This window comes from Pseudooceanicola sp. (assembly GCF_041987405.1).
Taxonomy (GTDB): Bacteria; Pseudomonadota; Alphaproteobacteria; order Rhodobacterales; family Rhodobacteraceae; genus Pseudooceanicola.
Genome location: NZ_JBHIWR010000006.1, coordinates 1 through 24,014, shown reverse-complemented (window position 1 = coordinate 24,014; position 24,014 = coordinate 1). Strand labels below are relative to the sequence as shown.

Genomic DNA, 24,014 nt, shown 5'->3' with positions numbered 1-24,014 from the left:
GCGGGTCACAGTGTCGGAGGCGATGGAAAGTCCCAGCCCAAATTCAGTGCTTCGTCGCAAGGCCCATGCGGCGAAGGAGGTCTGGCAGGCGCGCGCCATGTCGCCAGCCAAGGCCCTGCGCCTGTCTGTTGCGCGCGCGGCGGATGAGCTTTGGGATCTGGCGGTCGCGGCCAGCGGCATCGCCCTGACGGAAGAAAGCCAGGAGGCCGCGGTCGACAGCCTGCCGGAGGGCGGGCTGATCCTGCTGCTGGAGGGGCCGGAGGGGGCCGTGGGCGCGGCGCATCTGCCCTTTCCGGTGGTTTCGGGCTTGGTGGAGGCGCAGACAATCGGCCAGGTCAGCACGCTGCCGCCGGAGCCGCGGGCGGCCACACGGACCGACGCGGCCATGGTCGCCCCCCTGATCGACGAGACGCTGCATCGGTTCGAATCCCTGCTGCAGGAGGAAGGGCAGGCGCCCTGGGCCCTGGGCTATCGCTTTGGCACGATGATGGAGTCGGCGCGGATGCTGGCCCTGGCGCTGAAGGCGACAGATTTCCACGTGATCCGGTTTTCCCTCGACCTCGCCGCCCGGCGGGAGGGGGAGGCGCTGTTGATGTTGCCGGTGGTGGAGCTGCCGGGCGCGGGCACCGGGGCCAGCGGGGGGGAGGGAGTGCGGCAGGGTGCTCTGGAGGCCCAGATCCTGCAGGCGCCGACCGAACTGCGCGCTGTGCTGCACCGGTTGTCGATGCCGCTTTCGGCGGTCAGCGGGCTGGAGGTCGGGGCTGTGCTGCCGATCCCGAGGGAGGCCCTGGCCCGGACGGAGATCGAGGTGGGCGGCGAGGTGACGCTCGGCACGACCACCCTTGGTCAGGTGAACGGTATGCGGGCGCTGCGCTTCAGGCTGCGGGAGGCGGAGGACACTCCGCCCGAGGGGCAGGGGGACCCGGGACAGGCGGCCCTCGCGGCGCCCGAGGTCGCGGTGCCCGGGCCAGCCGACATGGAGGTGGCGACCGACGAGGGCTTGTCCATGCCCATGCCGGGAACTTCGCTGGACACGGAGGAGGGCTTTGCCCCGGCGCCAATGCCTCAGCAGGATGATCTGCTGGGCGATCTTCCGGATCTGGGTGATCTGTCGGGATTGGACGCCACCACGGAGGAGGGCGAGGAGAGCGGAGATTTACCGGATATCGGCGCGATGCCGATGGCCGCCCTCCCGATCATCGATTGACGATCGGACTGGCGTTGTCGTGCTACGCGGGGCTCAGCCCTGTTCCAGCCGGGGCCGCAGACCGGAGAGGTCGTAGCCCGCCTTGGCTGCGGTGCCCAGGATCTCGTCCGCGCCCATGCCGTCGGCGGCGCGGGCAAGGGACCAGATGACCGTGCAGCGCGTACCGGAGGCGCAGTAGGCCAGCACCGGACCTTCAGAGGCGGCGACCACCGCCTCCTGACGCGCGATATTCTCGGGCGTCATGGTCTGATGGGTCAGCGGAATGACCTCGAAGGTCAAACCGGCGGCCTTTGCAGCCTGGGCCATGGCCTCGGCCTGCATGGCGGGCGGGTTTTCCTCGTCCGGGCGGTTACAGATCACGGTGGTGAAACCGTGGGCGCGGATGGTCTCCATATCCTCGGGCGCGATCTGCGGCGAGACGGAGTAGCGGGGGGTGACCTGACGGATGTCCATGCGCATGGCTTATTCCGCCGGAACCGGTCTGTCCAGCCGCGCTTTCAGCTGCGGGGCGACGAACATGCCGGTCACCATGGCCCCGAAAAAGACAATCCCCGGCATGCCGCCGAAGCTGAGCGAGGCGATGGAGGGCCCGGGGCAGAGCCCGGCAAGGCCCCAGCCCGCCCCGAAGAGGACCGAGCCGACGATCAGGCGCCGATCCAGCTCCGGCAAGGGCGCGGGCGGAAATTGGCCCCCGGACGCGGGACGCCGCACCGCGTGGGTCAGGCGCCAGGCCACGGCCATCGGGATGATCGCGCCGCCCATCACGAAGGCCAGGGTCGGGTCCCATTGGCCAAAGACATCCAGCCAACCCTGTACCTTGGTCGTGTCGGTCATGCCGGAGATATAGAGGCCCGCGCCGAAGAGCGCGCCAGATACAAGAGAGATGAGCAGGTTCATCAGATCACCCCCAGGATGTGGCGGAAGAGGACCACGGAGAGGCCGCCCGCGAGAATGTAGAAGACCGTGGCAATCATACCGCGGAAGGAAAAACGGGAGATCCCGCAGACCCCGTGCCCCGAGGTGCAGCCATTGGCGATTCGGGTGCCGATGCCGACCAGAAGACCGGCGGCGACGAGCACCGCGATATTGCCGGTGGCATGGGTGTCGGGCGTGCCGACGAAGGGGACGAGCGCCATCGGCGTCAGGAGGACACCGGCGAGAAAGATGATCCTCTCCCATCTGTCGCCAAAGCCGGAGCCGTCGACCAGCCCGCCGATGATACCGGAGGCCCCCATGATCTTGCCGTTGCCTAGCAGCAGCACGGCGCCGCCCAGCCCGATCAGCATGCCGCCGATCAGGCCCATGATCCATTCAGGTTGCATGTGCGTTTCCTTTGAAATCCTTGCTCACGCCGCGCCGGGCGCGCGACGACTTGGTTCGGGGCGCGATGGCCCCAAATATACGCTGTAAGTTTCCGTCAGAGTTTGTTGACGGGCACCTTGAGATAGACGTCGCCCTTTTCATCCGCCGGGGGCATCTGGCCCGCGCGCATGTTCACCTGCAGCGAGGGGATAATCAGCTTGGGCATGGCCAGCGTCGCGTCGCGGGCGTCGCGCATCTTGACGAAATCCTCGGCCGATTTGCCCTGACCCACGTGGACGTTGAGCGCCTTCTGCTCGCCGACCGTGGTTTCCCAGGCGTAGTCATCGCGACCCGGGGCCTTGTAGTCGTGGCCGACGAAGATCCGTGTCTCGTCCGGCAGGGCGAGGATCTTCTGGATCGAGGTGTAGAGCATCTCGGACGAGCCGCCGGGGAAGTCGCAGCGCGCGGTGCCGAAATCGGGCATGAAGAGCGTATCGCCCACAAAAGCGGCATCGCCGATGACATAGGTCAGGCAAGCCGGGGTATGACCCGGCGTGTGCAGCACATTGCCGCGCAGCTGGCCGATGTGGAAACTGTCCCCCTCGACGAAAAGCCTGTCGAACTGCGAGCCGTCGCGCTGGAATTCGGTGCCTTCGTTGAAGACCTTTCCGAAGGTGTCCTGAACGATCCTGATATTGTCGCCGATGCCGATCTGACCGCCGAGCTTTTCCTGGATATAGGGCGCGGCAGAAAGGTGGTCGGCGTGGACGTGGCTTTCCAGAAGCCACTGAACCTCATAGCCCTTTTCCGTCACGAAGGCGATGATCGCATCGGCGGACCGGGTGTCGGTCCGGCCCGAGGAATAATCGAAATCCAGAACGGAATCGACAATGGCGCAGGCGCTGCCCTGCGGGTCGCGGACGACGTAGGAAATGGTGTTTGTGGCCTCGTCAAAGAAGGCTGTGACTTCGGGGGACATGGTGATCTCCTGTTTGCTTCGATCACACATATAGCAATATTAGAATGTGATACAAGAGGTCGTTTTGTTAACCATTGACGTGAGAATAAGCGGAGGCCTGCGAAAACGGTGGATAACGGGAATCCGTGTTTGGTTTTTCGCCTTGAGTTGAGTAAAGTTGAGCTACGTTGCCCTGCCGCGGGAGGAATAGGCAGGCGACGGTTCCGAAACGGCGTCGGCATGTCTGCCGGGGGGCAGAGGCCGAGACGAGGGGCGCGGGGGACCGCGGACCCTGCATGGACTTCATCGGGAGGAGACCGATACATGACTGCTGACGAACTGGATCTCGAAACGCGCAAACTGATCACCGCGATCGCCAACAAGGCCCCGGGCGCGCGGCATCACTTCCTTGACCGTCTGCACGCGCTCATGGCTGCCTATTCCCGCGCCGGACGCGCCTGCCCGCCGACCCTGCGCAACCTGCTGGAAGAACTGACCGCCGAGGCGGTGGAGGCGCGGTTCGAAAACGTGCCTGTTTGAGGGGCTTGGTGGAGAGAGCTGTGTGAGGGGCCCGTCCGTGTCGGCCTGTCCAAGTCTGCGTTCGGATACCTGTAGCGGTGCCGCGACTTCGGCGTGGATTTATATTCGGTTTCATCTATAGTATCCGGACAAGGCTCGGGCCGACCGGTTGACCGCAGATGCGATCCCCGCGACAGCCCGGCCAAACGGTCGGTCAACGGCCGGTGAGAGGGGCAATCGGGGATTCGTCGCATGACCTTTGAGGTCGTAGACTCCGGCGCGAGCAGAATCGCTATCATACGGATCGTGAATCCGCCCGTGAACGCCGTGTCCTTGCCGATGCGGCGCCTCATCCTGTCCAGCCTGGACGACATCGCGGCGGATGCACAGGTCCAGGGTGTCGTGCTCTGCGGGGCCGGGCGGCTCTTTGCCTCGGGCATCCCGCTGGACGAGGTCGAGGCGGGGATCGAGCGCCCGGCCCTCGGCGAGGTCTGTCAGCATATCGAGATGATGTCGAAGCCGGTCGTCGCCCTGCTGGAAGGCCATGTGGCCGCCGCGGGGCTGGAGATTGCGCTCTCCGCCCATGCACGTGTTGCCACCCAGGGCGCCAAACTGGGCCTGCCGGATTTCCGCCTGGGCCTGTCACCGGGCGGCGGTGCAACACAGCGTCTGCCGCGCCTGATCGGGGCCGGGGCGGCGTTGGAGATGCTGCTGGAGGCGCAGCCACATGCCGCGACCTCGCAATTGTGCCAGCCGCTGATCGACCGGATCAGCACCGGCCCCAGCCCCCTGGACGAGGCGGTGTTGCTGGCGGCCGAGTTGGTCGAGGGCGGCGGTTGGACCCGCACCCGTGACCGGGTGGACGGGTTGTTGGATCCGATGACCTTTCAGGCCCAGATCCGGGCGCGGCGCGCGCAACTCCGGATGCCCGGCGATGAGCTTCCCGCCCGGATCATCGAGGCGGTCGAGGCCGCGCAGCTGCTGCCCTTCGAGGCGGGGCTGGCGCTGGAGGCGCAGTGTTTCGATGATCTGCGCGCCTCGCCCCGGTCACAGGGGCTGCGCCGGTCGCGGCACAGCGAACAGCGCGCCAACCGCCTGACCGACCTCTCGGGCCCGGATGTGACGCGGATCGCCGTCCTGGGGCCGTCCGCCAGCATGTTGCGGGTCGGCGGGGCCGGGGTGCTGGGCAATCTGGGCGTGACGCTGTTCGATCCGGACGGGGATCGCGTGGCGCAGGTTCGCGAAGATCTGTTGACCAAGGTTCGGCCGATGCTGGCCAGCAAGGGGGCGGCCCGCGTGGCAGCGGCGGAAGAGGCGCTGCTGGCGACCTCCGATCCTGAGGCTCTGGGCCGGGCGCAACTGGTGCTGGTCATGGGGCTGGGGCAGGGCGAGACCCTGCGCGCCACGCTGCGCGAGATGGCCCCGCATCTGACGGAAGAGGCCGCGGTCCTGTGCCAGTCGGAGCAGTCGGATCTGGGCGCGAGCGTGCCCGCGGAGCTGAAGGACCGGGTCTTTGCCCTGGCCATGACGGACCGGGATTTCCCGGCGCGCGCGGCGGAGGTTTCGGTGACAGCGGGGGCGGCGGCCCCGGTCTTGGCATTGGTGCAGGCTGGGCTGTGGAAGCTGAACCGGATGGTGGTGCGGGGCCAGGCGGGGCGGGCGATGATGATCCCGACGCTGTTCGACACGATGATGGCGGCGGCGGATGGTCTGGTGCGCTGCAGCATATCCCCGGGCCGGATCGAACGCGCGTTGCTGGATCACGGATTCGCCCGCAGCCCATATGCCCTGCTGATGCAGGCGGACGGCGCGGCCTATCTGGCGCGCACGATGAACCGGCGGCTTCGGATGGGGCTGTCACATCGTGTGGTGACGGAATCCATCGCGCCGGTCGTGGACGGCAAGACCAGCGTGATGCTGGATTACGTGGCGGCGGACATGATCGAAACCGCGGCGCTGCCCCTCTCGGATACGGAGATCGCAGGGGCGATGACGGCGGCCTTGGCCAATACGGGCTGTCGGCTGATCGCCGAGGGCGCGGCCGTCCGCCCGATGCAGATTGACGCAGTCATGTTGCACGGCTTCGGCTATCCGCGTCGGCACGGCGGCCCCATGGCCGAGGCCGATCTGACCGGGCTGCGCAGCGTGCTGGAGCTGTGCAAGGCCTTCGTGCCCATAGATGCGGAGCTCTGGCGGCCGCATCCGATGTTGCAGGAATTCTTCGTGAACGGGCTGCAGTTCCGCGATCTGGATCACCGCGACGCGGATGTCCGCGCCGCCTGAGCCGCGCGCCTCAGCCGAGGAAGATCCCCAGGATCACCATCATCAGCCCGATCACCGACAGGAAAAGCGCGCCGAGGTTCAGTGGAACAACCTTGGCCACCGCCGCGCGCAGAGCCTCGTCGTCCAGCCCTGCCTTCTTGGCCTTGAACACGCGCAGGATGCAATAAAGCAGCCCGCAGAGCCCCGCGACAGAGATGGCCGCACCGATCCAGACAAGCGTTTCCATAAGTGTATTCCCCCGTTCCGCCGACCCCCGACTAAGCGATTGCCGAGTGCTTGCCAAGTCCCGGTCCGGGCGGTAGTCAGAGGGCCTTCTTGGGCGGTGCAGCAGAGCAGGAGCAAGGCCAATGACCGACAATCCCGACGTGATCGATTCCGGTGCCGACGCGAATTACCGCGTGACCGCGGGCGAGCTGCGGCAGTTCATCGAACGGTTCGAACGGCTGGAGGCCGAGAAGAAGGATATCGCGGAGCAGCAGAAAGAGGTCATGGCCGAGGCCAAGGCGCGCGGGTATGACACCAAGGTCATGCGCAAGGTCGTGGCCCTGCGCAAGCGCGACAAGGACGACATCGCCGAGGAAGAGGCGGTGCTGGAGATGTACAAGGAAGCGCTCGGCATGACCTGAGCGCGGCCCCGGGCGGCGCGGCCGTTCAGGGCGTCAGCATGCGGACGCCGGGGATCTGTGCGATTGCCTCGGTGTCTTCCTCGTAGGCATCGGTCAGATACTCGAAGACCTCCAGCGGCCAGGGCGGCAGCTCGAGCTCTTCCTCGACCTTCTCCTCGATGGCGTATTTCTTGAGGAAGGCCGTCATGGCGCGGCGCTTCTGCGCCTCGGTCATCGTCGGGTTTTCGGCAAAATAGCTGCGAAAGCGCTTCATTCCCTCGCCGGACATGATTTCCGACAAGAGATCGAAGGCGCCCTTGATCTTGGCGTTGTCGGGCAGGCCCGCCATGGTCCGGATCAGCTCGCCGTAGATCAGGGGACTGTCCTCGTTGCACCAGACAGTGATGGCGACATCCGGCTCCGCCTCGCGCAGCCGGGTGATCAGGTGTGACCAGCGCAGGGTGCCGGGATCGGTTTCGTTCAGCACGGCGTGAAGGGGCACCTTGTTGGCCATGGTGTGTATCGCGGGGATGAAGGTGCCGGGATCGCGGATCGCCAGAAAGAGCTCAATCTCGCAATCCGGGAAAAGCTGGCAGAGCGCGCCGATCCGGTCCTCGGCCTCGGGGTAAAATTGCCCGTATTTCATGGTCATGCGTGGGGTGCCAAAGAAATTCTCGTTGGTCAGGACCAGCCGGTCGGCCTCGTCCTCCTCCAGGATGGTGTCCAGCAGCACCTCCTGCGAGTCTTCCGAAGGGGCGCTGCGGTCCAGGGCGTGGATCGCCTCGCGTATCAGGACGGTGTAGTTGGATAGCGGCGGCACCGAGATGCGTTGCGGCAGGAGGTCCTCCCGATTGCGCAGCAGGGTCCGGCCGATGCGGCCTTCGTCGGTACAATGTGCGCCTGCGTGAAGGGCGATTTTCATACCCCGGTCCTCCGTTGCCCGGTCACTGGGTCGGATGTGGACTATAGGGGTTCTGCTGGACAGTAAAACCTGTTTCGGGCAGGACGCTTCGCATGGTCGCGGTCTCCTCCTCCACTCGCGCCGCACGGGCGCGCGGTTTCTCCCCCTGGTCGGCGGGGGCGGTCGTCATTGCGGGCGTGGTTCTGGCCCCGATCATCGCCGTGATCTGGATCGCGCTGGCGCCCGGGGGGACTGCGGGCGCGGGGCCATCGGTCTGGGGGCACCTTTGGGCCACGACCATGCCGCGCTACCTGCGTACCACGGTCGCGTTAATGTTCGGTGTCGGGCTGCTGACGGCGATGGTCGGCACCGGGGCGGCTTGGCTGATCGCGCGTTACCGGTTCCCGGGCGCGCGCTGGATCGAATGGGCGCTGCTGATGCCGCTGGCCGTGCCCGCCTATGTCGGGGCCTATGCGCTGGTGGATTTCCTGGAATATGCCGGGCCGGTGCAGACCTTCCTGCGCGGGGTCTTCGGCTGGCAGACCGCGCGCGACTACTGGTTTCCGGAGATCCGCTCGCTCGGCGCGGCGATCCTGGTGCTGTCGGCGGCGCTTTATCCTTACGTCTACCTGCTGACCCGCGCGGCCCTGCGCGAACAGTCCGGCGGGGGCGAGGAGGTCGCCATGTCCCTGGGCGTCGGGCCGCTGGCGCGGTTCTGGCGGGTCGGGCTGCCGCTGGCACGGCCTGCGATTGCCGCGGGGGTGGCCATCGTGATGATGGAATCGGTCAATGATTTCGGGACAGTGGATTATTTCGCCGTGCAGACATTGACGACCGGGATCTTCACCACCTGGCTTGAGGCGAACTCCGCCGCCGGGGCGGCCCAGATCGCCGGGGTGGTTCTGGCGCTGGTCGTGGCATTGGTTTTGGTCGAAAAGGCCTCGCGCCGCCGCTCGCGCTTCTACATGCTGTCGAGCCGTCACCGCCCGGTGCTGAAACGCGACCTGACCGGGGCGGCGGGGGCGCTGGCGACCGCGCTCTGCCTCGTGCCGATCCTGATGGGCTTTGTCCTGCCCGCCGGGGTGATCCTGCACCACGCGCTCCACGCGCTGGATGCCTGGGTCGATCCGGGGCTTCTGCTGGCGCTGTGGCACACGGTGACGGTTGGCGGCATCGCGGCGCTGGTGACGGTGCTGGCGGCGGTCTTTCTGGTCTATGGGGTGCGGCTGTCGGGCCGCTCGCTGCCCCGGCGCCTTATGCCGGTGACGACAATCGGCTATGCCGCGCCGGGTGCGGTGCTGGGCGTCGGCATCCTGATCCCGCTGGCGCGGCTGGACCACTGGCTGGCCGATGGTGTCGAGGCGCTGAGCGGGGTGGACATCGGGCTGGTGCTGACCGGATCGGCCTTTGCGCTGGTGCTGGCCTATTCGGTGCGTTTCTTCGCCATCGCCCAGGGCGCGGCGGATGCGGGGTTCGGTCGGGTTTCGCCCTCTCTGCCCATGGCGGCGCGCTCGCTTGGCCGCAACCGGGCCGGGGTGCTGCGAGCGGTTTATGCGCCGCTGGTGCGTGGCACGCTGGCCTCGGCGCTGCTGCTGGTCTTTGTCGACTGCGTGAAGGAACTGCCCGCGACGCTGCTGCTGCGGCCTTTCAACTACGACACTCTGGCCACGCGGGTGCATGAACAGGCCAGCCTGGAACAGCTGTCCCGCGCGGCCCCGGGGGCGGTGTTGATCATGCTCGTGGGCCTCGTCGCCGTCGCTTTCCTGGCCCGTGCCAACCAAGAGACGAATTCCGCTTGATTGGCCCGGGACGAGCGCGTAAGACCGCGCCACCATGGAATGCCCCTATAGCTCAGCTGGTAGAGCAACTGATTTGTAATCAGTAGGTCCGCGGTTCGAGTCCGTGTGGGGGCACCATTTCGCACAACGGTGCAGATTTTTCGCTTAAAGCCTTGAACGGTAAGGACAATTTTGGGGTTCTATAACCTCCATCCTTGCTGTACTCGACTGGCCCCTCGAAAGTCAGTTTTGCGACTAATCTCTTAACCTTATGATTCCCTTTTTTGTATATATCACAAGGGTTTGCCAGGAGGCCCATCGCGAGTTCAATACTTTCGCTTCGCTGCCCTTCTCTTGTTTTCAGAACAGCAATCCTCTCTGCCAAAAACGGCTTCTGCCCCTCAAGTTCAATCAAGCGTCTCTCGTATGCTTCGATCAAGTTTGCATTCGAAGTTGTGGCAATCCGGTCGACCAAGGCTGAGATGGACGCTTCAAGTTTTTCCATCTCCTTTGATGCTGATCTTGCTGCTTGCAGGGTCTCGGCCTCCTGGACCTCGATGACGTCACCGATCATCGCCTCTGCGACCTTCAGGAGCTGTTTGGAAGGTGTCACCCTCTCCAAGAGATCACACATGTCCTCCTCGATTTTTTTCCGAGGAACAGACTTCCCGCTGAAGGGGCAACCTTTCGTCTGGCAGCGATAATAGGCGTATCTACTGTTGGGTTTCGTCGTCCATCCGCCGGTCATCGGCTTGCCACAGTCGCCGCACGCCACGATCCCACGCAGAGGAAAGTCCGGATGTTCATCCTTGCGGGTGAAACCACTTTTCTTTCCGTCCAGTTTGTCGAGTATCAACTGATGCTCGGCCAAGGTGATCAGGGCCGGATGATGGCCAGGTCGAAGCGAGATGCCCCAATCAGCGTGTTCAAGATGACCGGTGTAGAGAACGCGGCGGAGCAGTCGGTCTACCGCTTCGTAACGCACGTCCCCCGTGTCATTTGCCTTGGGGAACTCCTCTTTGCTCTCTAAAAAAATCCTTACGTCGGCAGGAGTCGCGAACCGACCTGAGGCAAAACCTTGCAAAGCCGTCTGGACAATTGTTGCAAGGGGCTCATCCCGAACAAGAACTTTTCCGCCGCCAGCCTTGGCTTTCTCATACTTGTAACCGTGCCCAGCTTTGAAAACCCAATACCCGCTTTCCAATCGGGCTCGCATTTTCTGGTTCGTCTGGCGCCCTTGTTGTTCTCTTTCGAGCTGTCCCTGCGCTGCCAATAGTGTCTCGAAGAACCGCCCTTCTGGCGTATCATCGAAAACATGATTCAGACATCGAAGTAGAGCATTTCGGGAAGCAAGAGCTTCACGCAGCCTCCAGTGGTGCATGGTGTCCCTGGAGATCCGTTTTAGATCATCGAAGATGACGACATACATCTCCTTCTTTTTTTGACCGACAAAGCTGAGAAGGTCACGCATTCCTGGGCGCTTCAGGAAATCGCCGCCGCCGGTTTTGTGGTCCCTAAATACTTGAACTACCTCCAGTCCCGCCTTCTTCGCAAATTCGCGGCAACGCTGCTCCTGCGAATCAAGGCCAGATCCCTCGCGCACCTGTTGGCGAGACGACACGCGGCAGTAGATTACTGCTTTGATCTTGATGTCTTGGGAAAACTCCATTTCAAACACTCAACTACCCTCCAAAATTTGCCAGACACGATGGAAAGAGGTCATCCTCTTCCCATCGCTTCGTTCAGAATGTCAGCTCTTTCTCTCAAGTTCAGACTCGTGGGGCTGAGTTCCCAAGACCAATCCAAAATCGACCATCGCCATCAGCAGAGACCAAATTGTGAGAACCACTTGCTCTCTTTGCTCAGCAGTCAGTCTGGGATCGTCTATCATCCGTTGGTATCGGTCGACGTCGATCTGAATTGTGGGATGAGGTGTTTCGGATGCTTCCAATCCCTGAAACGCAGAGACCGCATCGGGCAAGAAGTGTGAACTCGCGATTTGCGACATATGCAGCTACCCTTCCTAAACCGAACATATCCGTTCGGTAGGCAAAAGATTAAAGGTTTTACGGCTCTTGCGGCCGTTGAAGTGAAAGGCGCGACGTTGCGCCGCCTTTCTGCTGCAATTCCTGCTTAGCGTTCTCTCTTTGTTTCGTCAAGCAGGCTTCAGGCTTTCGAGGAAATGAGGGCGGCCGTGACCGCCCCCAACTCGTGTCGCGGCGCTTAAATCTATGTCTTTTGAGGCCAAGATCTTAGCGCCGCTTGGATCCGACCGAAGGCCTTTAGAGCCTCATGCCGAGAATGTTTGCCGTCACATATTTCATGTGCGTAGATGTCTGCGCCGGTGTCTTCGATCTCGTAGCCTAACGCCCGGAAGGCGTCATACGCAGCAGGCGTCAGCCGATTCGGCGTTCGATGAAACATCATCGCAGTAACACCCGCGATCTGGCGGCCTTCGTGCACGTAGTGCCGATCGACCCAGAGATGGACTGATGGCACCTTGAATTTTTCCACCAGCCATAATGTGATGTCACAGATGTCCTGTTCTAATCCGAAATGGTTGGGGGAGACGCTCAGTCGACGTTGCTTCTGGAGCTGAAGTCGGCATACAGGCGCGGATTTACTTTGCATCCTGAAACCTCCTACGCAGCTCCGATATCCGCGCTCCATGCCACCGGATTGCCGACGATGCATCGAAGCAGTAGTCCCGTGCGATCCTGTCCGCTGCGGATGCAGTCTGCGCCTCCAGCGCACGTTCGATCTCGGCAAGCGCCTCAGCGATTTCGTCGGCGTTCGGGTGCTGGGTCCCGAAGAAACCATGAAGTTCGCAGAGAGCGTCGAAGCCTCCGGGAGCATCGAGGGCATCGAGAAGGTCGCAGAGACCGCGGCCATGACGACGCAGATGCGTTTCTGTATCCCGTATCCTGTCGTAGGCTGCCTGGTCGGCGTTGGCGTTGGCGTTGAAAGTGTTGAGCATGTGGGAACCTCCTTTTCATGCGAGAACTCGGCTTGGTGCCTATTCTTCGGCTTCATGAGTGCGGCATGGCGAAGGTTGTTCGGGTATTCGCGTTCTCCTATAAGTGTGCTCTTCTCCGTCTTCCCGGTGCTGATAGGGAGAACATTGGCCGAGCCACGCAAAGGCGAAGAACTTTTTTCGTGTCAGCAGCTTTTTTGAGGGGGGGTGACGTCGGCGGTCGATGAATTCGAAGGTATTCGACCGAGTATATTGCTTCGCCCCGTCGCTGAGTCTTCGGGTTCAACGACGTGAAGGGCCGGCCACACCACCATCAGCAACAATTTGCATTCCGCTTCTTCGACCCTCAGTATCCAGAAGACCGCAATAATGAAGTGAACGACAACTTGTCTCTTGGTCTCAATCAATCCCCCGAGCAGCTCGCCCGTGACCGGATCGATGATCGTCTCAGGGCGGCCGGTTGGTACGTTCAGGACAAGGACGCGCTTGATTTTAATGCCGGCTTGGGGGTGGCGGTTCGCGAGTATCAGACAGACATCGGACCCGCCGACTACGTCCTCTTCGTGGACAGACAGGCTGTCGGCGTGGTCGAAGCCAAGCCCGACAACTGGGGGGTACGCCTGACCTCGGTCGAGGAGCAATCCGAGGGCTACGCCAATGCGAAGCTGAAATGGGTCACCAATGCCGAACCGCTCCCCTTCCTCTACGAGAGCACAGGCCAGGTCACCCGGTTTACCAATGCACGCGATCCCAATCCGAGATCGCGCGAGGTTTTCACCTTTCACCGCCCCGAAACCCTCAAGTCATGGGCACAGGCCCCAAAGAGCCTTCGCGCGGGCATCGCAGCCCTGCCGGGTCTCAACTCGGACGGCCTGCGCGACTGCCAGATCAAGGCGATCACGAACCTCGAGACCTCGCTCAAATCCGACAAGCCCCGCGCCCTCGTCCAGATGGCCACCGGCTCGGGCAAGACCTTTACGGCGATAACGCAAGTCTACAGGCTACTCAAACACGCCGGCGCGCGCCGCATCCTGTTCCTCGTCGACACCAAAAACCTCGGTGAACAGGCCGAGCAGGAATTCATGGCCTTCATCCCGAACGACGACAACCGGAAGTTCACCGAGCTCTACAACGTCCAGCGCCTCACCTCGCCCTCCATCGCGAACGACAGCCAGGTCGTCATCTCGACGATCCAGCGCATGTACGCCACGCTCAAGGGCGAGGAGCTGAACGAAGGCGCCGAGGACGAAAACCCGGCCGAGCAAAAATGGCGCCGCAAGGAACCGCTGCCGGTCGTCTACAACGCCAAGCTGCCGCCAGAATACTTCGACGTTGTGGTCATCGATGAATGCCATCGCTCGATCTACAACCTCTGGCGTCAGGTCATCGAGTATTTCGACGCCTACCTGATCGGCCTGACCGCCACGCCCGACAACCGCACCTACGGGTTCTTCCAGAAAAACGTCGTAAGCGAGTACACCCACGAGAAGGCCGTCGCCGACAAGGTCAACGTCGGCAACGAAATCTACCTGATCGAGACCGAGATCACCCAGGGCGGTGAGACGCTCAAGGCAGAACAACTGGTCGAAAAACGTGAGCGCGACACCCGCGCTAAACGGTGGGAGACACAGGACGAAGACGAGGCCTACGCCGCCACACAGCTTGACCGTTCCGTCGTGAATCCCGACCAGATCCGCACCGTGATCCGCACCTTCCATGACAAGTGGCCCGAGATCTTCCCGGGCCGCAACGAACTGCCAAAAACCCTGATCTTCGCCAAGACCGACAGCCACGCCGACGACATCATCCAGACCGTCCGGCAGGAATTCGGCGAGGGGAATGATTTCTGCCGCAAGATCACCAACGGCGCGAAGAACCCGAAGTCATCGCTCTCGGCCTTCCGCAACGACTACTACCCGCGCATCGCCGTGACCGTGGACATGATCGCCACCGGCACCGACGTCAAACCGCTCGAATGCCTGATCTTCATGCGCGACGTGAAGTCGAAGAACTACTTCGAGCAGATGAAGGGCCGCGGCACACGTGTCCTGAAACCCGACGACCTGAAAAAGGTCTCTCCCTCTGCTCAGGCCAAGACCCATTACGTCATCGTCGATGCCGTGGGCGTCACCAAATCCCTCAAGACCGCCAGCCAGCCGCTCGACACCAAGCCTTCGATCCCCTTCAAGGACCTCGCCATGGGGCTGATGATGGGCGACCGGTCCGAGGAAACCGTCAGCTCGCTCGCCGCGCGCCTGTCACGACTCGACAACAAGCTCGGGGCCGAGGATCAGGAGAAGATCACGAACGAGGCCGGCACCTCCCTCACCGCCATCGTGCGTGATCTCTTCGACGCCATCGACCCCGACAAGGTGGCGGCCGATGCCAAGGCTGCGGGCCACCCCGAGCCCGACGATGCCGCCATGACCACTGCGCGCGAAAGACGGATCAAGGACGCCGCCAACGTCTTCACCGGCCCGCTCATCAACCTGATGGACACGATCCGCCGCGACAACGAACAGACCATCGACCATGAGAACCTCGACACGCTCCTGCGCGCCGAATGGGCGGGCGACGTGGCTGAAAACGCCAAGCAGATCGCGCAGGAGTTCGAGGAGTATCTGACCGAGAACCGCAACGAGATCGAGGCACTCTCGATCTACTTCAACACGCCCGCCCGCCGGTCTGAGGTCACCTATTCCATGATCAAGGAGGTGCTGAAGAAACTGACCGAGGATCGCCCGCGCCTGGCCCCGCTAACCGTCTGGCGCGCCTATGCGCATCTCGACGACTACAAGGGCAGCAACCCGGCCAGCGGCCTGACTGCCCTCGTGGCGCTGATCCGTCGGGTTACCGGACTGGATGATACGCTCACCCGCCATTCCGAGCGGGTGCGGCGTAACTTCCAGAACTGGATTCTGAACCGCCACTCTGGCGCGGGCGAGAAATTCACAGAAGAACAGATGGACTGGCTGCGCATGATCCGCGACCACCTCGCCACGTCGTTTACCATCGAGCGTGACGATCTGGAAATGGCCCCCTTTGACGGCAAGGGCGGAATGGGGCAGATGTATGCGCTATTTGGCGATGGGATGGACGAGGTCATGACCGAGATGAATCAGGCACTGTCGGCATGACGGAACTCCCGAGCAGTTGGATCACCTCCGAGATTGCTGAACTCGTAGAACCTCAAGAAAACGGCAAGCCCTTCCAACAAGGCTGGAGTCCGCAGTGTGAGAGCCGCCCTGCAGATGACAACGAATGGGGCGTGGTCAAGACCACTGCCATCCAACACGGTGAGTTCTGGGCCCACGAAAACAAGGCGCTTCCTGATAAGCTGGACCCACGCCCTCAGATCGAGATCATGCCCGGCGATGTCCTTATGACCTGTGCCGGACCGCGCAACCGATGCGGGGTTGCATGCCTCGTTGAGAAGACCCGGCCCCGCTTGATGATGTCCGGCAAGATGTATCGCTTCCGGCCTCACCCAGCGGTGTTGGACGCACGCTATCTTTCTCATTTCATTCGGCTTCACGATACGCAGTTGCGCATTGATGCAATGAAGACAGGTATCAACGACAGTGGCCTAAACCTGACGCACGGCCGGTTTGGGCAACTGCCAGTTGTTGTCCCTCCAATCAACGAACAGCGCCGCATCGTGGAGAAGATCGAGGCGATGTTCGACGAGATCGACGCCGGCATCCAGAGCCTGCAAACGGCGCGCACCACCCTCGGCCTCTATCGCAAGTCCCTGCTGAAATCCGCCTTCGAAGGCCGCCTCACCGCCGACTGGCGCGCGCAGAACGCCGACAAACTGGAAACCCCCGAAACCCTCCTTGCCCGCATCCAAGCCGAGCGCGACTCCCGCTACAAAGCCGCCCTCGACGCCTGGCAAGACGCCTTCGCCGAATGGCGCGCCGATGGCGAGAAAGGCAAGAAACCGGCAAAGCCGAAGCGACCTCGGGACATTGCAGCCGAAGCGCTTGACATCGGTATTCCTGGATGGACGAAATTGCCGCTCGGTCTGCTGATTGATGCCCCGACCTACGGCACTTCGAAGAAGTGTGGCTACGAAGCAGGGTCGAAGGGAGTGCTGAGAATTCCAAACATCGGCTCCGAGCGAATTGACGCGAGCGATCTCAAGTCCGCTGATTTTGATGATGCCGAAGTGGAGCAATACCGCCTAATGGAAGGGGACGTTCTCACCGTCCGATCCAATGGCAGTCTTTCTATAGTGGGCAAACCGGCGCTCGTAGGGCGATCGGATACAGACTTTCTTTTCGCTGGGTACCTCATACGGCTCCGCCCCATTTTAACATCTCTACTGCCCAAGAACCTTGTTTACTTGATGATTGAGCCAAACATTCGAGGGCAGATCGAGGCGAAAGCCAAATCTACGAGCGGCGTGAACAACATCAGCGCCAAGGAACTCGAAGAACTACTCGTGCCTATCTGCTCCTCTGCCGAACAAACCGAAATCGTCCGCATCCTCGACGAAAAACTCGAAGCCGCCGCCGCGCTTGAGGCCGAGATCGACGCGGCCCTCACACGCGCCGACGCCCTGCGCCAATCCATCCTGAAAAAAGCCTTCTCCGGCCGCCTCGTTACCCAGGATCCCAACGATGAACCCGCCTCAGTTTTGCTCGAGCGGATCAAAGCTGACCGCGCCAAAGCTCCCAAGGCAAAACGGCGGAGGGTTTTGGCATGACCAAATCCAATCCCAAAATTGGTCGAGGCGCCGTCATTTCTGCCTGTGGCATCCTGGAAGGGGCGATAAAAACCAACGTCGATTTGGAGAGTATTCTGATCGAATACGGCCTGTCGGACTTTGTGCCGGCTGGCGGCTCCATCGCCAAGACGCTTCTGAACCTGAAGAACTTCGCGGCTCAGAACCCCACCTTTATGGTTCGCACAGACTACGGAGAAAAGACCCTCTCCGAACTCTTAATCGGCGAGGCGATCCGCCTTGGCGGGAGAAATGTCGGGACAGAGCAGTGGAAAAAGTTGGAGCGCTATCTTAACTTGGATGGCTTCGCTCTGCTTAAAGACGTCAAGCAAGGCATGTTCAACGACGAGGTGACAGTTACCGGATTCACGGTGGCTATGCCGGGCTTCGTGGCACTTCCCGAGACCGGTAGCGAGGTCGATATCCTTCTGGAAAGGAATGGCTTCTCGGTAGCGCAGCGCCATTTGGCAAGCGCTAAGGAAAACATCGCCCAGGCCGACTGGGAGGCCGCAAACAGTCAGTGCCGCACGTTCCTTGAGGCTCTTACCGATGCGATCTCAGACAAGCTCTACCCCACCGAGGCCGCGAGCCGGGCCAGTGGCCTGCAAAAGAGACAGTTGCTTGCGGATCACGGGTTTCTGTCACGTGAGAAGCATGAATTCGGGGACGGAAACAAGCAATCCTTCTTGCCTGGTCTTGCAAAGCTTCTGCACCCCGATGGTGCGCATCCCGGGATCTCCACGCAGCACGACGCTATGTTCCGCCTGCAGCTTGTGGTCGTCACGGCACGCTGGTTGCTGAAGCGCCTCGAGACTTAGTCGGTATGATGCGCATTCAATCCCATGAGACATCGTAATCGCCGGTCAATCGTGAAAGGCTTGGAGTAGAAGAATGAACACTGCCCCCATCGTCTCCAAGGTTTGGAGTTTCTGCACCACGTTGCGTGACGACGGCGTCGGCTATGGCGACTACCTGGAGCAGCTGACCTACCTCATCTTCCTCAAGATGGCAGACGAGTACGCCAAGCCCCCCTACAACCGGGACGTGGGCATCCCAGAGGGTTTCGGATGGACGGGCCTGACCTCCCGGCGAGGGGCGGAACTGGAAGCGCACTACGTCACGCTATTGCGGAAATTGGGCGAGCAGCCAGGCATGCTTGGCCAGATTTTCACCAAGGCTCAAAACAAGATTACGGACCCGGCAAAGCTGTTCCGCCTGATCGACATGGTCGACGGCACCAAGTGGGTTACGCTGGGTGCTGACGTGAAAGGCGACATCTACGAAGGACTGCTGGAGCGCAACGCGGAGGACACCAAATCCGGCGCCGGCCAATATTTCACCCCACGCGCCCTTATCCGCGCCATGGTCGAATGCGTTCGCCCCGATCCCGGCAAAACCATTGCCGATCCGGCTTGCGGCACCGGCGGTTTCTTCCTCGCTGCACACGATTTCCTGACAGACCCAGACCAACGTGCGCTCGACAAGGACCAAAAGGCGTTCCTGAAGCACTCAACCTTCTTCGGCAACGAGATCGTCGCTGGGACGCGGCGCCTTTGCCTGATGAACATGTTTCTGCATGGGATCGGGGAGATGACCGGAGATACGCTGGTTTCACCCGCCGACGCCCTTGTTTCGCCGCCATCAGAGACCTTCGACTACGTTCTGGCCAACCCACCCTTTGGTAAAAGGAGCTCCATGAGCTTCACCAACGCCGAAGGCGAGCAAGAAACCGACGACCTGACCTACAATCGGCAGGATTTCTGGGCCACTACATCGAACAAGCAGCTGAATTTCGTTCAGCACATCCGGACAATGCTGAAAACGACCGGCCGCGCTGCCGTGGTCGTGCCCGACAATGTTCTTTTCGAAGGCGGCGCGGGAGAAACCATCCGACGCAAGCTGCTGCAAACAACAGACTTACATACTATTCTCCGCTTGCCCACGGGAATCTTCTATGCGCAGGGCGTCAAGGCGAATGTGATATTCTTCGATAACCGGGCCGCAAGCCCCGATCCGCAGACCTCCAAGGTTTGGTATTATGATTATCGGACAAACGTGCATCACACCTTAAAGCAGAAGCCACTGACATACGCGCATCTCGCGGAATTTGTATCTTGCTACAATCCTGACAACCGCCACGAGCGCCGCCCGACGTGGGCAGAAGAAAGTCCTAACGGACGCTGGCGCCCCTACGACCGGGAGGAACTACTGGCCCGTGACAAGGCCAGCCTCGATCTTTTCTGGCTACGCGACGCCTCTATGACCAACGTTGAGAACCTGCCGGAGCCCGAGCTGCTGGCAGAGGAAATCATGGAGAACCTTCGGTCGGCCTTACAAAGCTTTGAGGCTGTTGGTGACCACTAAGTAGATCTATGGCCTCATGAATATCTATGGCCTCATGAATAATGTGACTTCCAAAACCTCCTAAAGGCGTTCGCCGCCCTTGGCCGCGGCTTGAGTTCAACATATTTGCGCTGGGGCTACCTCAACGGAAACCTTGGACACGTTGTAGAGCACCACCGCGCCCCCGTTTGCTAAATCCGGATCGAATAGCGCCAAATTGAAGCCGTCGCTGACGGAGCTACTATAAACCACGCCGTCGAAACCACTCTTTTTGATAAACTCGCAAAGGTATTGGCTCGGAATGTAGTCGATCGCCGCTCCCGCTGGCTGAACTGGTCGAGTCAATTCCTCTCCCAATCGCTCAAGGAGCGGTAAGTCTGCACGGAGCTGGCCGATCGAACTCGGATCGTTAAGGATAAAGGGAGAGACAAGTTTGCGTGGGTTGCGCAAGTCCACAGCTTTGATTTCGGGAACCTCAAAGTCAGCAACGCAAGCAAGCTGACCAGTATGCGGCCTTATCTCAGCGGCCGCCGTAGCGGGTAACGACCCCAAGTATAGATATGGGATACCGGCCGGATTGGCTCGCCCATGAGACGACAGCCGCTTCGGTGGTGTGCCCATACTCTCAATCTCAAAGACCACACCTTCAGCGCAAATGCGCGCTCGATACCATTTGGAGGGCAACGGCGGAGCCAATAGCATTTCGAGCAGTTGTCGGAGACGCTCTCGGTCAATCTCAACGTCAAGGAACCATCGATTGGCGTACATCAGTTCGTCACGAAGCTCGTCCCACCGCGCGAGTCCTTCGCTGAAATAGGTGGCCGAGGGGGCGAAGTCGTTACGGACAATCTCACCGTCGTCAAGGATCTCACCCAGCAAGTCCTTAGCGTTGGCCATATCCATGCGTGGATGCGTGAAGAGCTGCCAGTCTTCCTTCATCCACTCGACGAGGGACTTCCCGTCTTCGCTCAGTTCATAGACATTGACCAACGGCTCGAAGTAATCCGCAAGCTTCTCCGGAGCCACGAGTTGGGTGTCGGTTGTTCCACAGAAATCACACGTGCCACGATCCGGATCGAGAGACGGAAAGAGATGATTGCGCAATTCGCGATCATCAAAACACTCCGGGCAGCAAAAGCGCTGAGCCATGAGAATCAAGTCACATAGTCGGCAAGCGTTTCGATGTGGTGTTTCATCGAGAGCTTCTTGATGTAGCCGAGGCCCGGGAAATGGCCTTTGGCGTGGAGGTCACGAAATTCTTGGATCGCTTCTGTCTCAAGGATGTTAGAGGTTCCACTGTCCAATTTCGCGATCAGCTTCGCTAAAGCTTGGGCAAACTTTCCGGCAGGATCGGTGGGAGTGTCCTTTGTATCCGAAACGAAGTGATAAACATACATAACCTCATCTTTATCCGGATCAATAAAAGTAAGATGGATCGCGACTGCGTAGGCCGGACCTCCGCCCTCACTATAGACATCGCCGACTGTCAGAAAATCACCGAAGCCGGCCATACCGAGTTCAGCATACGTGACATGAAGATCGGAAAATTCCTCCATCACTGGATAGTCAGCATTTCTTTGCCTCTTGAAGCCGTCGCGTAGAAGAATACGCGTGCTTTGAACGAAGTGTTTCCGATAGAGCAGCTTGGCATGATCCTCGACGAAAACGTTTATGAGGTTAGGCATATCGTCTGCGAGTTTCGCCACCAGCTCCTTCGGCGCTGTGAAGCCGGCGTGGATCAGAACGGGACTATGCTCTGCATGATCGACATAACAAGCCATCACTTCCTCGATGGTCATGTCGCTACGCAGAAGTATCCCGGCGGCAATATTGTCGTAGCCGCAAAAGTCGTTTTCAAAGAGGCCGGTAAGGCTTGCCCCGTCTTCCTGATGATCACCATGGAAGGGGTTCACGATTACGATCGCACGTCCTCCGGCGATGCATACTGCATTCAAAGCCTTCTTCAGGCCGCCGAGAGACTCGCGCACCGGTTCGATCACGGGCACGAAGTTCTTCTCGGCGAGCAAAGGCGCCATTTCACGGATCGTTATCAGTTCGAATTGCTTGCCGCGGAAATATGGATGGTACATACGCCGTTTAGCTCCAAGCCAAGGCCGAATTTAGCGGAGTTTCGGCGGCGTCGATCAGTCTCTGATGGTCAGCTCGCCGCACCGATACTGACAGTGCCGCAGCGTGCAAGGATGCTGGCAGACGATCAACGAGACAGCTAAGTGGTGCGAGATCACGCGTTCGCTTGAGGGTCCGAACCATTTCGACATGAAGCGCTCCAGGATCAAGCGCGGCGAAGAGACCACGCATCGCGGTGTGACGCTGAGTATTGGGGACGTTGGGAACATCGATGCCCATTGCCCTCAGGATCGCGTCGGCTTCGGCGCTGCGCAGGGATTCGAGAACAGTGACCGGGCAGATCCGCTCCGGGCACTCAAGCGCTTCGCGCACAGTCTTGATCTGATAGCGCTTTGAGAGGCACATCACCCCCACGTCATCTGGAACCGTCGCCATCACGCCGTCGATATGGTTCTCGCTTGCAATAACGTTTACTTTCGCAAACACGCGCTTGTAGTTCTCGACCTGGTTTGCGAGGCGCGCGAGCGAATCCCGCTCCGACTTAATTTCATAGACGGTTGAAGTGCCATTGAGGATTACAAGATCCGCCTTGCAGGCACCGGTACGAAACTCATTGAGCATCGACGCGGTTCGTAATGAATGCTTTCCCATCAACACCTTGTGACTGATAGCGGCTCGATAGACGTATTCGTCCCTGTGTCCCGCAACTTTCAAGATATCGAATGCAAAATCGAAGGTGTCGCCGACCGATGCCCGTGAATCCACAAGTTGGACAAGATCGGTCTGCTCGATGAGTCGACGGAACAAGCCGGATCGGCCCTTCTTCGCCATTTCACGGTATACCGTTGCTGAAAACAGCCGCGTTAGGGCAGAAAGATGCGCTGTGCTGTTGACTGTCATTCTTCTACCGAAACCTGTCCTTGCGTCGTCAACGCATTCACTTGTTAGCGTAAAGCGTCGCGCTTAGGAATCGAGTTTTTAACCGATTAGGTCCGGAAGGGCGATGGGGCTCTCCCGAGCAAGCCCAACCGCTTGCAGCTGTTGCGGCTTTGAGCGCTCAAGATCACGCTGCCCACCACTGTCCTGGCGACCCCGGGCCAGCAGCGTACCTTTGCCCGAGCGAAGGTGTTGCAACTGGCTCGATGCTCTTCCGGCTGGCTGTGCACACCCCCGCACGACGCGCAGCAATGAGTGAAGAAGGTGATCCGCGAATCTTCTCACGTTGTCGATCAGCCACTTCTCGCCCCATCAGTTTTGGCCACGTCCTCCCACGGAAAAAGTTATGACGCGAGCGCTCGCGAGGGCGAAAAAATCGGTCCTCAATCGAACGACCGCTCAGGGAAAAACGACCTGTCGTGCCTCGGCGCCAACCTCGGTGAGGCCTTGAGGAACTTTGGACTTTTTCCTCATCCCCTCATGCTCCACAGTTCTCCCGGGAGAGCTTGGAGAACTCGTTGCCACCCGACCAACACCTCACGCACTGAGTTCAATGTTTCTACACTTGGGGGCACCATGGGATTTCCCGAAACGTCCGCTAAACGCGGTAAAATAGGGAAAATCGCCCCCTTACGAACAGAGCATTTCCAACAACTTCCTTGCCAAACGCCGGGTTTTGGAGGTTCAGATGCCCAAAAATCCCCCATATCGGGCGCGGGAAGGGGGGCGGGCTACGGCGAGCCGGTCTGCATCTCGGGAGTTGGACGCCCCGTCTAGATTGCCGGTGAGGATGCGTCAGGATAGCGCCTTTCGAAGCGCGTCGTTCACGACCGCGCTCTTGTTGCCATGGTCTTCAAGCGCAGCGGCGAGGTCCGGATCAATCATGAAGTTCATTCGGACTTTCCTGTCCTTTGCGGGCAGAGCGGGACGCCCGCGTTTTGCCTTTTTGGCGAAAGCATCGTCTAGTTCGCGGACCTCTCCGTCCGATCCGATGTATGGCTCAGCTTTGGTCATATATCCGTACCTCTCTTGCATTGGCCTTCCGAAGGCTGATGATCCGCATGTTCCCGCCGCGCCAACACCACGCCACCACGCAGAGCCGCGCATCGAGTGGGACCAGGCTGACATAGCGAATTTCACCATATTGATCGCGGCTGTCTTCGACGGTCAGGGCCTCGGTCCAATCAGCGTATTGAAGATCGGCGAAATCGAGGCCTCGCTCGCTCAGGGTCTTCAATCGCTTCTGTTAGTCCCATTCTGTGTTCACTTAGGTAGTGTTGACAAAAAGGATTCACAGGGCGGACTAATCGTGATTCAAGCTGATATCTGCGATGGAGACCAGCTTGGCACGAGACCTGATGTCGGACGAGGAGTGGGCGTTCTTTGAGCGGTTC

23 protein-coding genes, 1 tRNA gene and 1 pseudogene are annotated in these 24,014 nt (G+C 60.6%); 11 read left to right on the top strand and 14 right to left on the bottom strand.

Features of this window, described 5'->3' with window-relative positions; translation table 11 throughout:
• Positions 1 to 46: 46 nt before the first annotated feature.
• Positions 47 to 1,207 carry a FliM/FliN family flagellar motor switch protein gene (locus ACFC2Y_RS14780; protein ID WP_375176076.1) on the top strand — a complete coding sequence of 387 codons (1,161 nt, stop codon included), beginning with the start codon at positions 47 to 49 and terminating at the stop codon, positions 1,205 to 1,207.
• Between the two features lie 33 nt (positions 1,208 to 1,240).
• Here the strand turns inward: ACFC2Y_RS14780 and ACFC2Y_RS14775 are convergent, their stop codons facing one another.
• The 4 genes from ACFC2Y_RS14775 to ACFC2Y_RS14760 form a co-directional block, all read right to left on the bottom strand.
• Positions 1,241 to 1,660 carry a TIGR01244 family sulfur transferase gene (locus ACFC2Y_RS14775; protein WP_375176075.1) on the bottom strand — a complete coding sequence of 140 codons (420 nt, stop codon included), beginning with the start codon at positions 1,658 to 1,660 and terminating at the stop codon, positions 1,241 to 1,243.
• Between the two features lie 9 nt (positions 1,661 to 1,669).
• On the bottom strand, positions 1,670 to 2,104 hold the full coding sequence (locus ACFC2Y_RS14770; RefSeq protein WP_375176074.1) for a DUF6691 family protein: 435 nt from the start codon (positions 2,102 to 2,104) through the stop codon (positions 1,670 to 1,672).
• The gene (locus ACFC2Y_RS14765; protein WP_375176073.1) at positions 2,104 to 2,529 is read right to left on the bottom strand and encodes a YeeE/YedE family protein; all 426 of its coding nucleotides are present in this window, start codon (positions 2,527 to 2,529) and stop codon (positions 2,104 to 2,106) included. Before ACFC2Y_RS14765 ends, ACFC2Y_RS14770 begins: the two co-directional genes overlap by 1 nt.
• Before the next feature lie 95 nt (positions 2,530 to 2,624).
• Positions 2,625 to 3,488 (bottom strand): MBL fold metallo-hydrolase, encoded by an 864-nt coding sequence (locus tag ACFC2Y_RS14760; RefSeq protein ID WP_375176072.1) that lies wholly within the window; start codon positions 3,486 to 3,488, stop codon positions 2,625 to 2,627.
• A 303-nt stretch (positions 3,489 to 3,791) separates the two neighbouring features.
• On the opposite strand from ACFC2Y_RS14760, the gene ACFC2Y_RS14755 reads away from it, so the two are divergent.
• Complete coding sequence (locus ACFC2Y_RS14755; protein WP_375176071.1) at positions 3,792 to 4,007, top strand: hypothetical protein; 216 nt, start codon at positions 3,792 to 3,794, stop codon at positions 4,005 to 4,007.
• A 231-nt stretch (positions 4,008 to 4,238) separates the two neighbouring features.
• Positions 4,239 to 6,269: an enoyl-CoA hydratase-related protein gene (locus ACFC2Y_RS14750; protein WP_375176070.1), complete on the top strand. Its 2,031-nt coding sequence runs from the start codon at positions 4,239 to 4,241 to the stop codon at positions 6,267 to 6,269.
• 10 nt (positions 6,270 to 6,279) lie between these two features.
• Here the strand turns inward: ACFC2Y_RS14750 and ACFC2Y_RS14745 are convergent, their stop codons facing one another.
• Positions 6,280 to 6,495 carry a hypothetical protein gene (locus ACFC2Y_RS14745; protein ID WP_375176069.1) on the bottom strand — a complete coding sequence of 72 codons (216 nt, stop codon included), beginning with the start codon at positions 6,493 to 6,495 and terminating at the stop codon, positions 6,280 to 6,282.
• 121 nt (positions 6,496 to 6,616) lie between these two features.
• Between ACFC2Y_RS14745 and ACFC2Y_RS14740 the strand changes: the two genes are divergently transcribed.
• On the top strand, positions 6,617 to 6,895 hold the full coding sequence (locus ACFC2Y_RS14740; RefSeq protein WP_375176068.1) for a DUF2312 domain-containing protein: 279 nt from the start codon (positions 6,617 to 6,619) through the stop codon (positions 6,893 to 6,895).
• 25 nt (positions 6,896 to 6,920) lie between these two features.
• Here the strand turns inward: ACFC2Y_RS14740 and ACFC2Y_RS14735 are convergent, their stop codons facing one another.
• On the bottom strand, positions 6,921 to 7,796 hold the full coding sequence (locus tag ACFC2Y_RS14735; RefSeq protein ID WP_375176067.1) for a hypothetical protein: 876 nt from the start codon (positions 7,794 to 7,796) through the stop codon (positions 6,921 to 6,923).
• Between the two features lie 92 nt (positions 7,797 to 7,888).
• Between ACFC2Y_RS14735 and ACFC2Y_RS14730 the strand changes: the two genes are divergently transcribed.
• A complete protein-coding gene (locus ACFC2Y_RS14730) occupies positions 7,889 to 9,574 on the top strand; it encodes an ABC transporter permease (RefSeq protein WP_375176066.1) in 1,686 nt (561 codons plus the stop codon).
• Between the two features lie 41 nt (positions 9,575 to 9,615).
• Positions 9,616 to 9,691: transfer RNA gene (locus ACFC2Y_RS14725), tRNA-Thr, on the top strand.
• Here the strand turns inward: ACFC2Y_RS14725 and ACFC2Y_RS14720 are convergent.
• Positions 9,654 to 10,409, bottom strand: coding sequence for a zinc ribbon domain-containing protein (locus ACFC2Y_RS14720; protein ID WP_375176131.1), 756 nt, complete (start codon positions 10,407 to 10,409; stop codon positions 9,654 to 9,656). The genes ACFC2Y_RS14725 and ACFC2Y_RS14720 overlap by 38 nt on opposite strands.
• On the opposite strand from ACFC2Y_RS14720, the gene ACFC2Y_RS14715 reads away from it, so the two are divergent.
• Positions 10,353 to 10,583 (top strand): hypothetical protein, encoded by a 231-nt coding sequence (locus ACFC2Y_RS14715; protein ID WP_375176065.1) that lies wholly within the window; start codon positions 10,353 to 10,355, stop codon positions 10,581 to 10,583. The two genes, ACFC2Y_RS14720 and ACFC2Y_RS14715, sit on opposite strands and share 57 nt — an antisense overlap.
• A 171-nt stretch (positions 10,584 to 10,754) precedes the next feature.
• On the opposite strand, the pseudogene ACFC2Y_RS14710 reads toward ACFC2Y_RS14715, so the two are convergent.
• The 3 genes and pseudogenes from ACFC2Y_RS14710 to ACFC2Y_RS14700 form a co-directional block, all read right to left on the bottom strand.
• Positions 10,755 to 11,222 (bottom strand): annotated as a pseudogene (locus ACFC2Y_RS14710) (recombinase family protein); the annotation flags it as partial.
• Positions 11,223 to 11,782: 560 nt separating this feature from the next.
• Complete coding sequence (locus ACFC2Y_RS14705) at positions 11,783 to 12,184, bottom strand: hypothetical protein (RefSeq protein WP_375176064.1); 402 nt, start codon at positions 12,182 to 12,184, stop codon at positions 11,783 to 11,785.
• Complete coding sequence (locus tag ACFC2Y_RS14700) at positions 12,174 to 12,530, bottom strand: hypothetical protein (RefSeq protein ID WP_375176063.1); 357 nt, start codon at positions 12,528 to 12,530, stop codon at positions 12,174 to 12,176. Before ACFC2Y_RS14700 ends, ACFC2Y_RS14705 begins: the two co-directional genes overlap by 11 nt.
• A 560-nt stretch (positions 12,531 to 13,090) precedes the next feature.
• Here ACFC2Y_RS14700 and ACFC2Y_RS14695 point away from each other — a divergent pair.
• From ACFC2Y_RS14695 to ACFC2Y_RS14680, 4 genes are all read left to right on the top strand, one after another.
• The gene (locus ACFC2Y_RS14695) at positions 13,091 to 15,664 is read left to right on the top strand and encodes a DEAD/DEAH box helicase family protein (RefSeq protein WP_375176062.1); all 2,574 of its coding nucleotides are present in this window, start codon (positions 13,091 to 13,093) and stop codon (positions 15,662 to 15,664) included.
• Complete coding sequence (locus ACFC2Y_RS14690) at positions 15,661 to 17,235, top strand: hypothetical protein (RefSeq protein WP_375176061.1); 1,575 nt, start codon at positions 15,661 to 15,663, stop codon at positions 17,233 to 17,235. The genes ACFC2Y_RS14695 and ACFC2Y_RS14690 overlap by 4 nt, the downstream gene beginning before the upstream one ends.
• A complete protein-coding gene (locus tag ACFC2Y_RS14685) occupies positions 17,232 to 18,071 on the top strand; it encodes a hypothetical protein (RefSeq protein WP_375176060.1) in 840 nt (279 codons plus the stop codon). The genes ACFC2Y_RS14690 and ACFC2Y_RS14685 overlap by 4 nt, the downstream gene beginning before the upstream one ends.
• A gap of 73 nt (positions 18,072 to 18,144) precedes the next feature.
• The gene (locus tag ACFC2Y_RS14680) at positions 18,145 to 19,617 is read left to right on the top strand and encodes an N-6 DNA methylase (protein WP_375176059.1); all 1,473 of its coding nucleotides are present in this window, start codon (positions 18,145 to 18,147) and stop codon (positions 19,615 to 19,617) included.
• A gap of 96 nt (positions 19,618 to 19,713) precedes the next feature.
• On the opposite strand, the gene ACFC2Y_RS14675 is transcribed toward ACFC2Y_RS14680, so the two are convergent.
• The 4 genes from ACFC2Y_RS14675 to ACFC2Y_RS14660 all read right to left on the bottom strand — a co-directional run bounded on the left by ACFC2Y_RS14675 (position 19,714) and on the right by ACFC2Y_RS14660 (position 23,857).
• Positions 19,714 to 20,745, bottom strand: a complete 1,032-nt coding sequence (locus ACFC2Y_RS14675) for an RES family NAD+ phosphorylase (RefSeq protein WP_375176058.1) — start codon at positions 20,743 to 20,745, stop codon at positions 19,714 to 19,716.
• A 5-nt stretch (positions 20,746 to 20,750) separates the two neighbouring features.
• On the bottom strand, positions 20,751 to 21,686 hold the full coding sequence (locus ACFC2Y_RS14670; RefSeq protein WP_375176057.1) for a sce7725 family protein: 936 nt from the start codon (positions 21,684 to 21,686) through the stop codon (positions 20,751 to 20,753).
• Between the two features lie 7 nt (positions 21,687 to 21,693).
• Positions 21,694 to 22,584: a sce7726 family protein gene (locus ACFC2Y_RS14665; RefSeq protein WP_375176056.1), complete on the bottom strand. Its 891-nt coding sequence runs from the start codon at positions 22,582 to 22,584 to the stop codon at positions 21,694 to 21,696.
• 1,036 nt (positions 22,585 to 23,620) lie between these two features.
• The gene (locus ACFC2Y_RS14660; RefSeq protein ID WP_375176055.1) at positions 23,621 to 23,857 is read right to left on the bottom strand and encodes a BrnT family toxin; all 237 of its coding nucleotides are present in this window, start codon (positions 23,855 to 23,857) and stop codon (positions 23,621 to 23,623) included.
• Positions 23,858 to 24,014 lie beyond the last annotated feature (157 nt).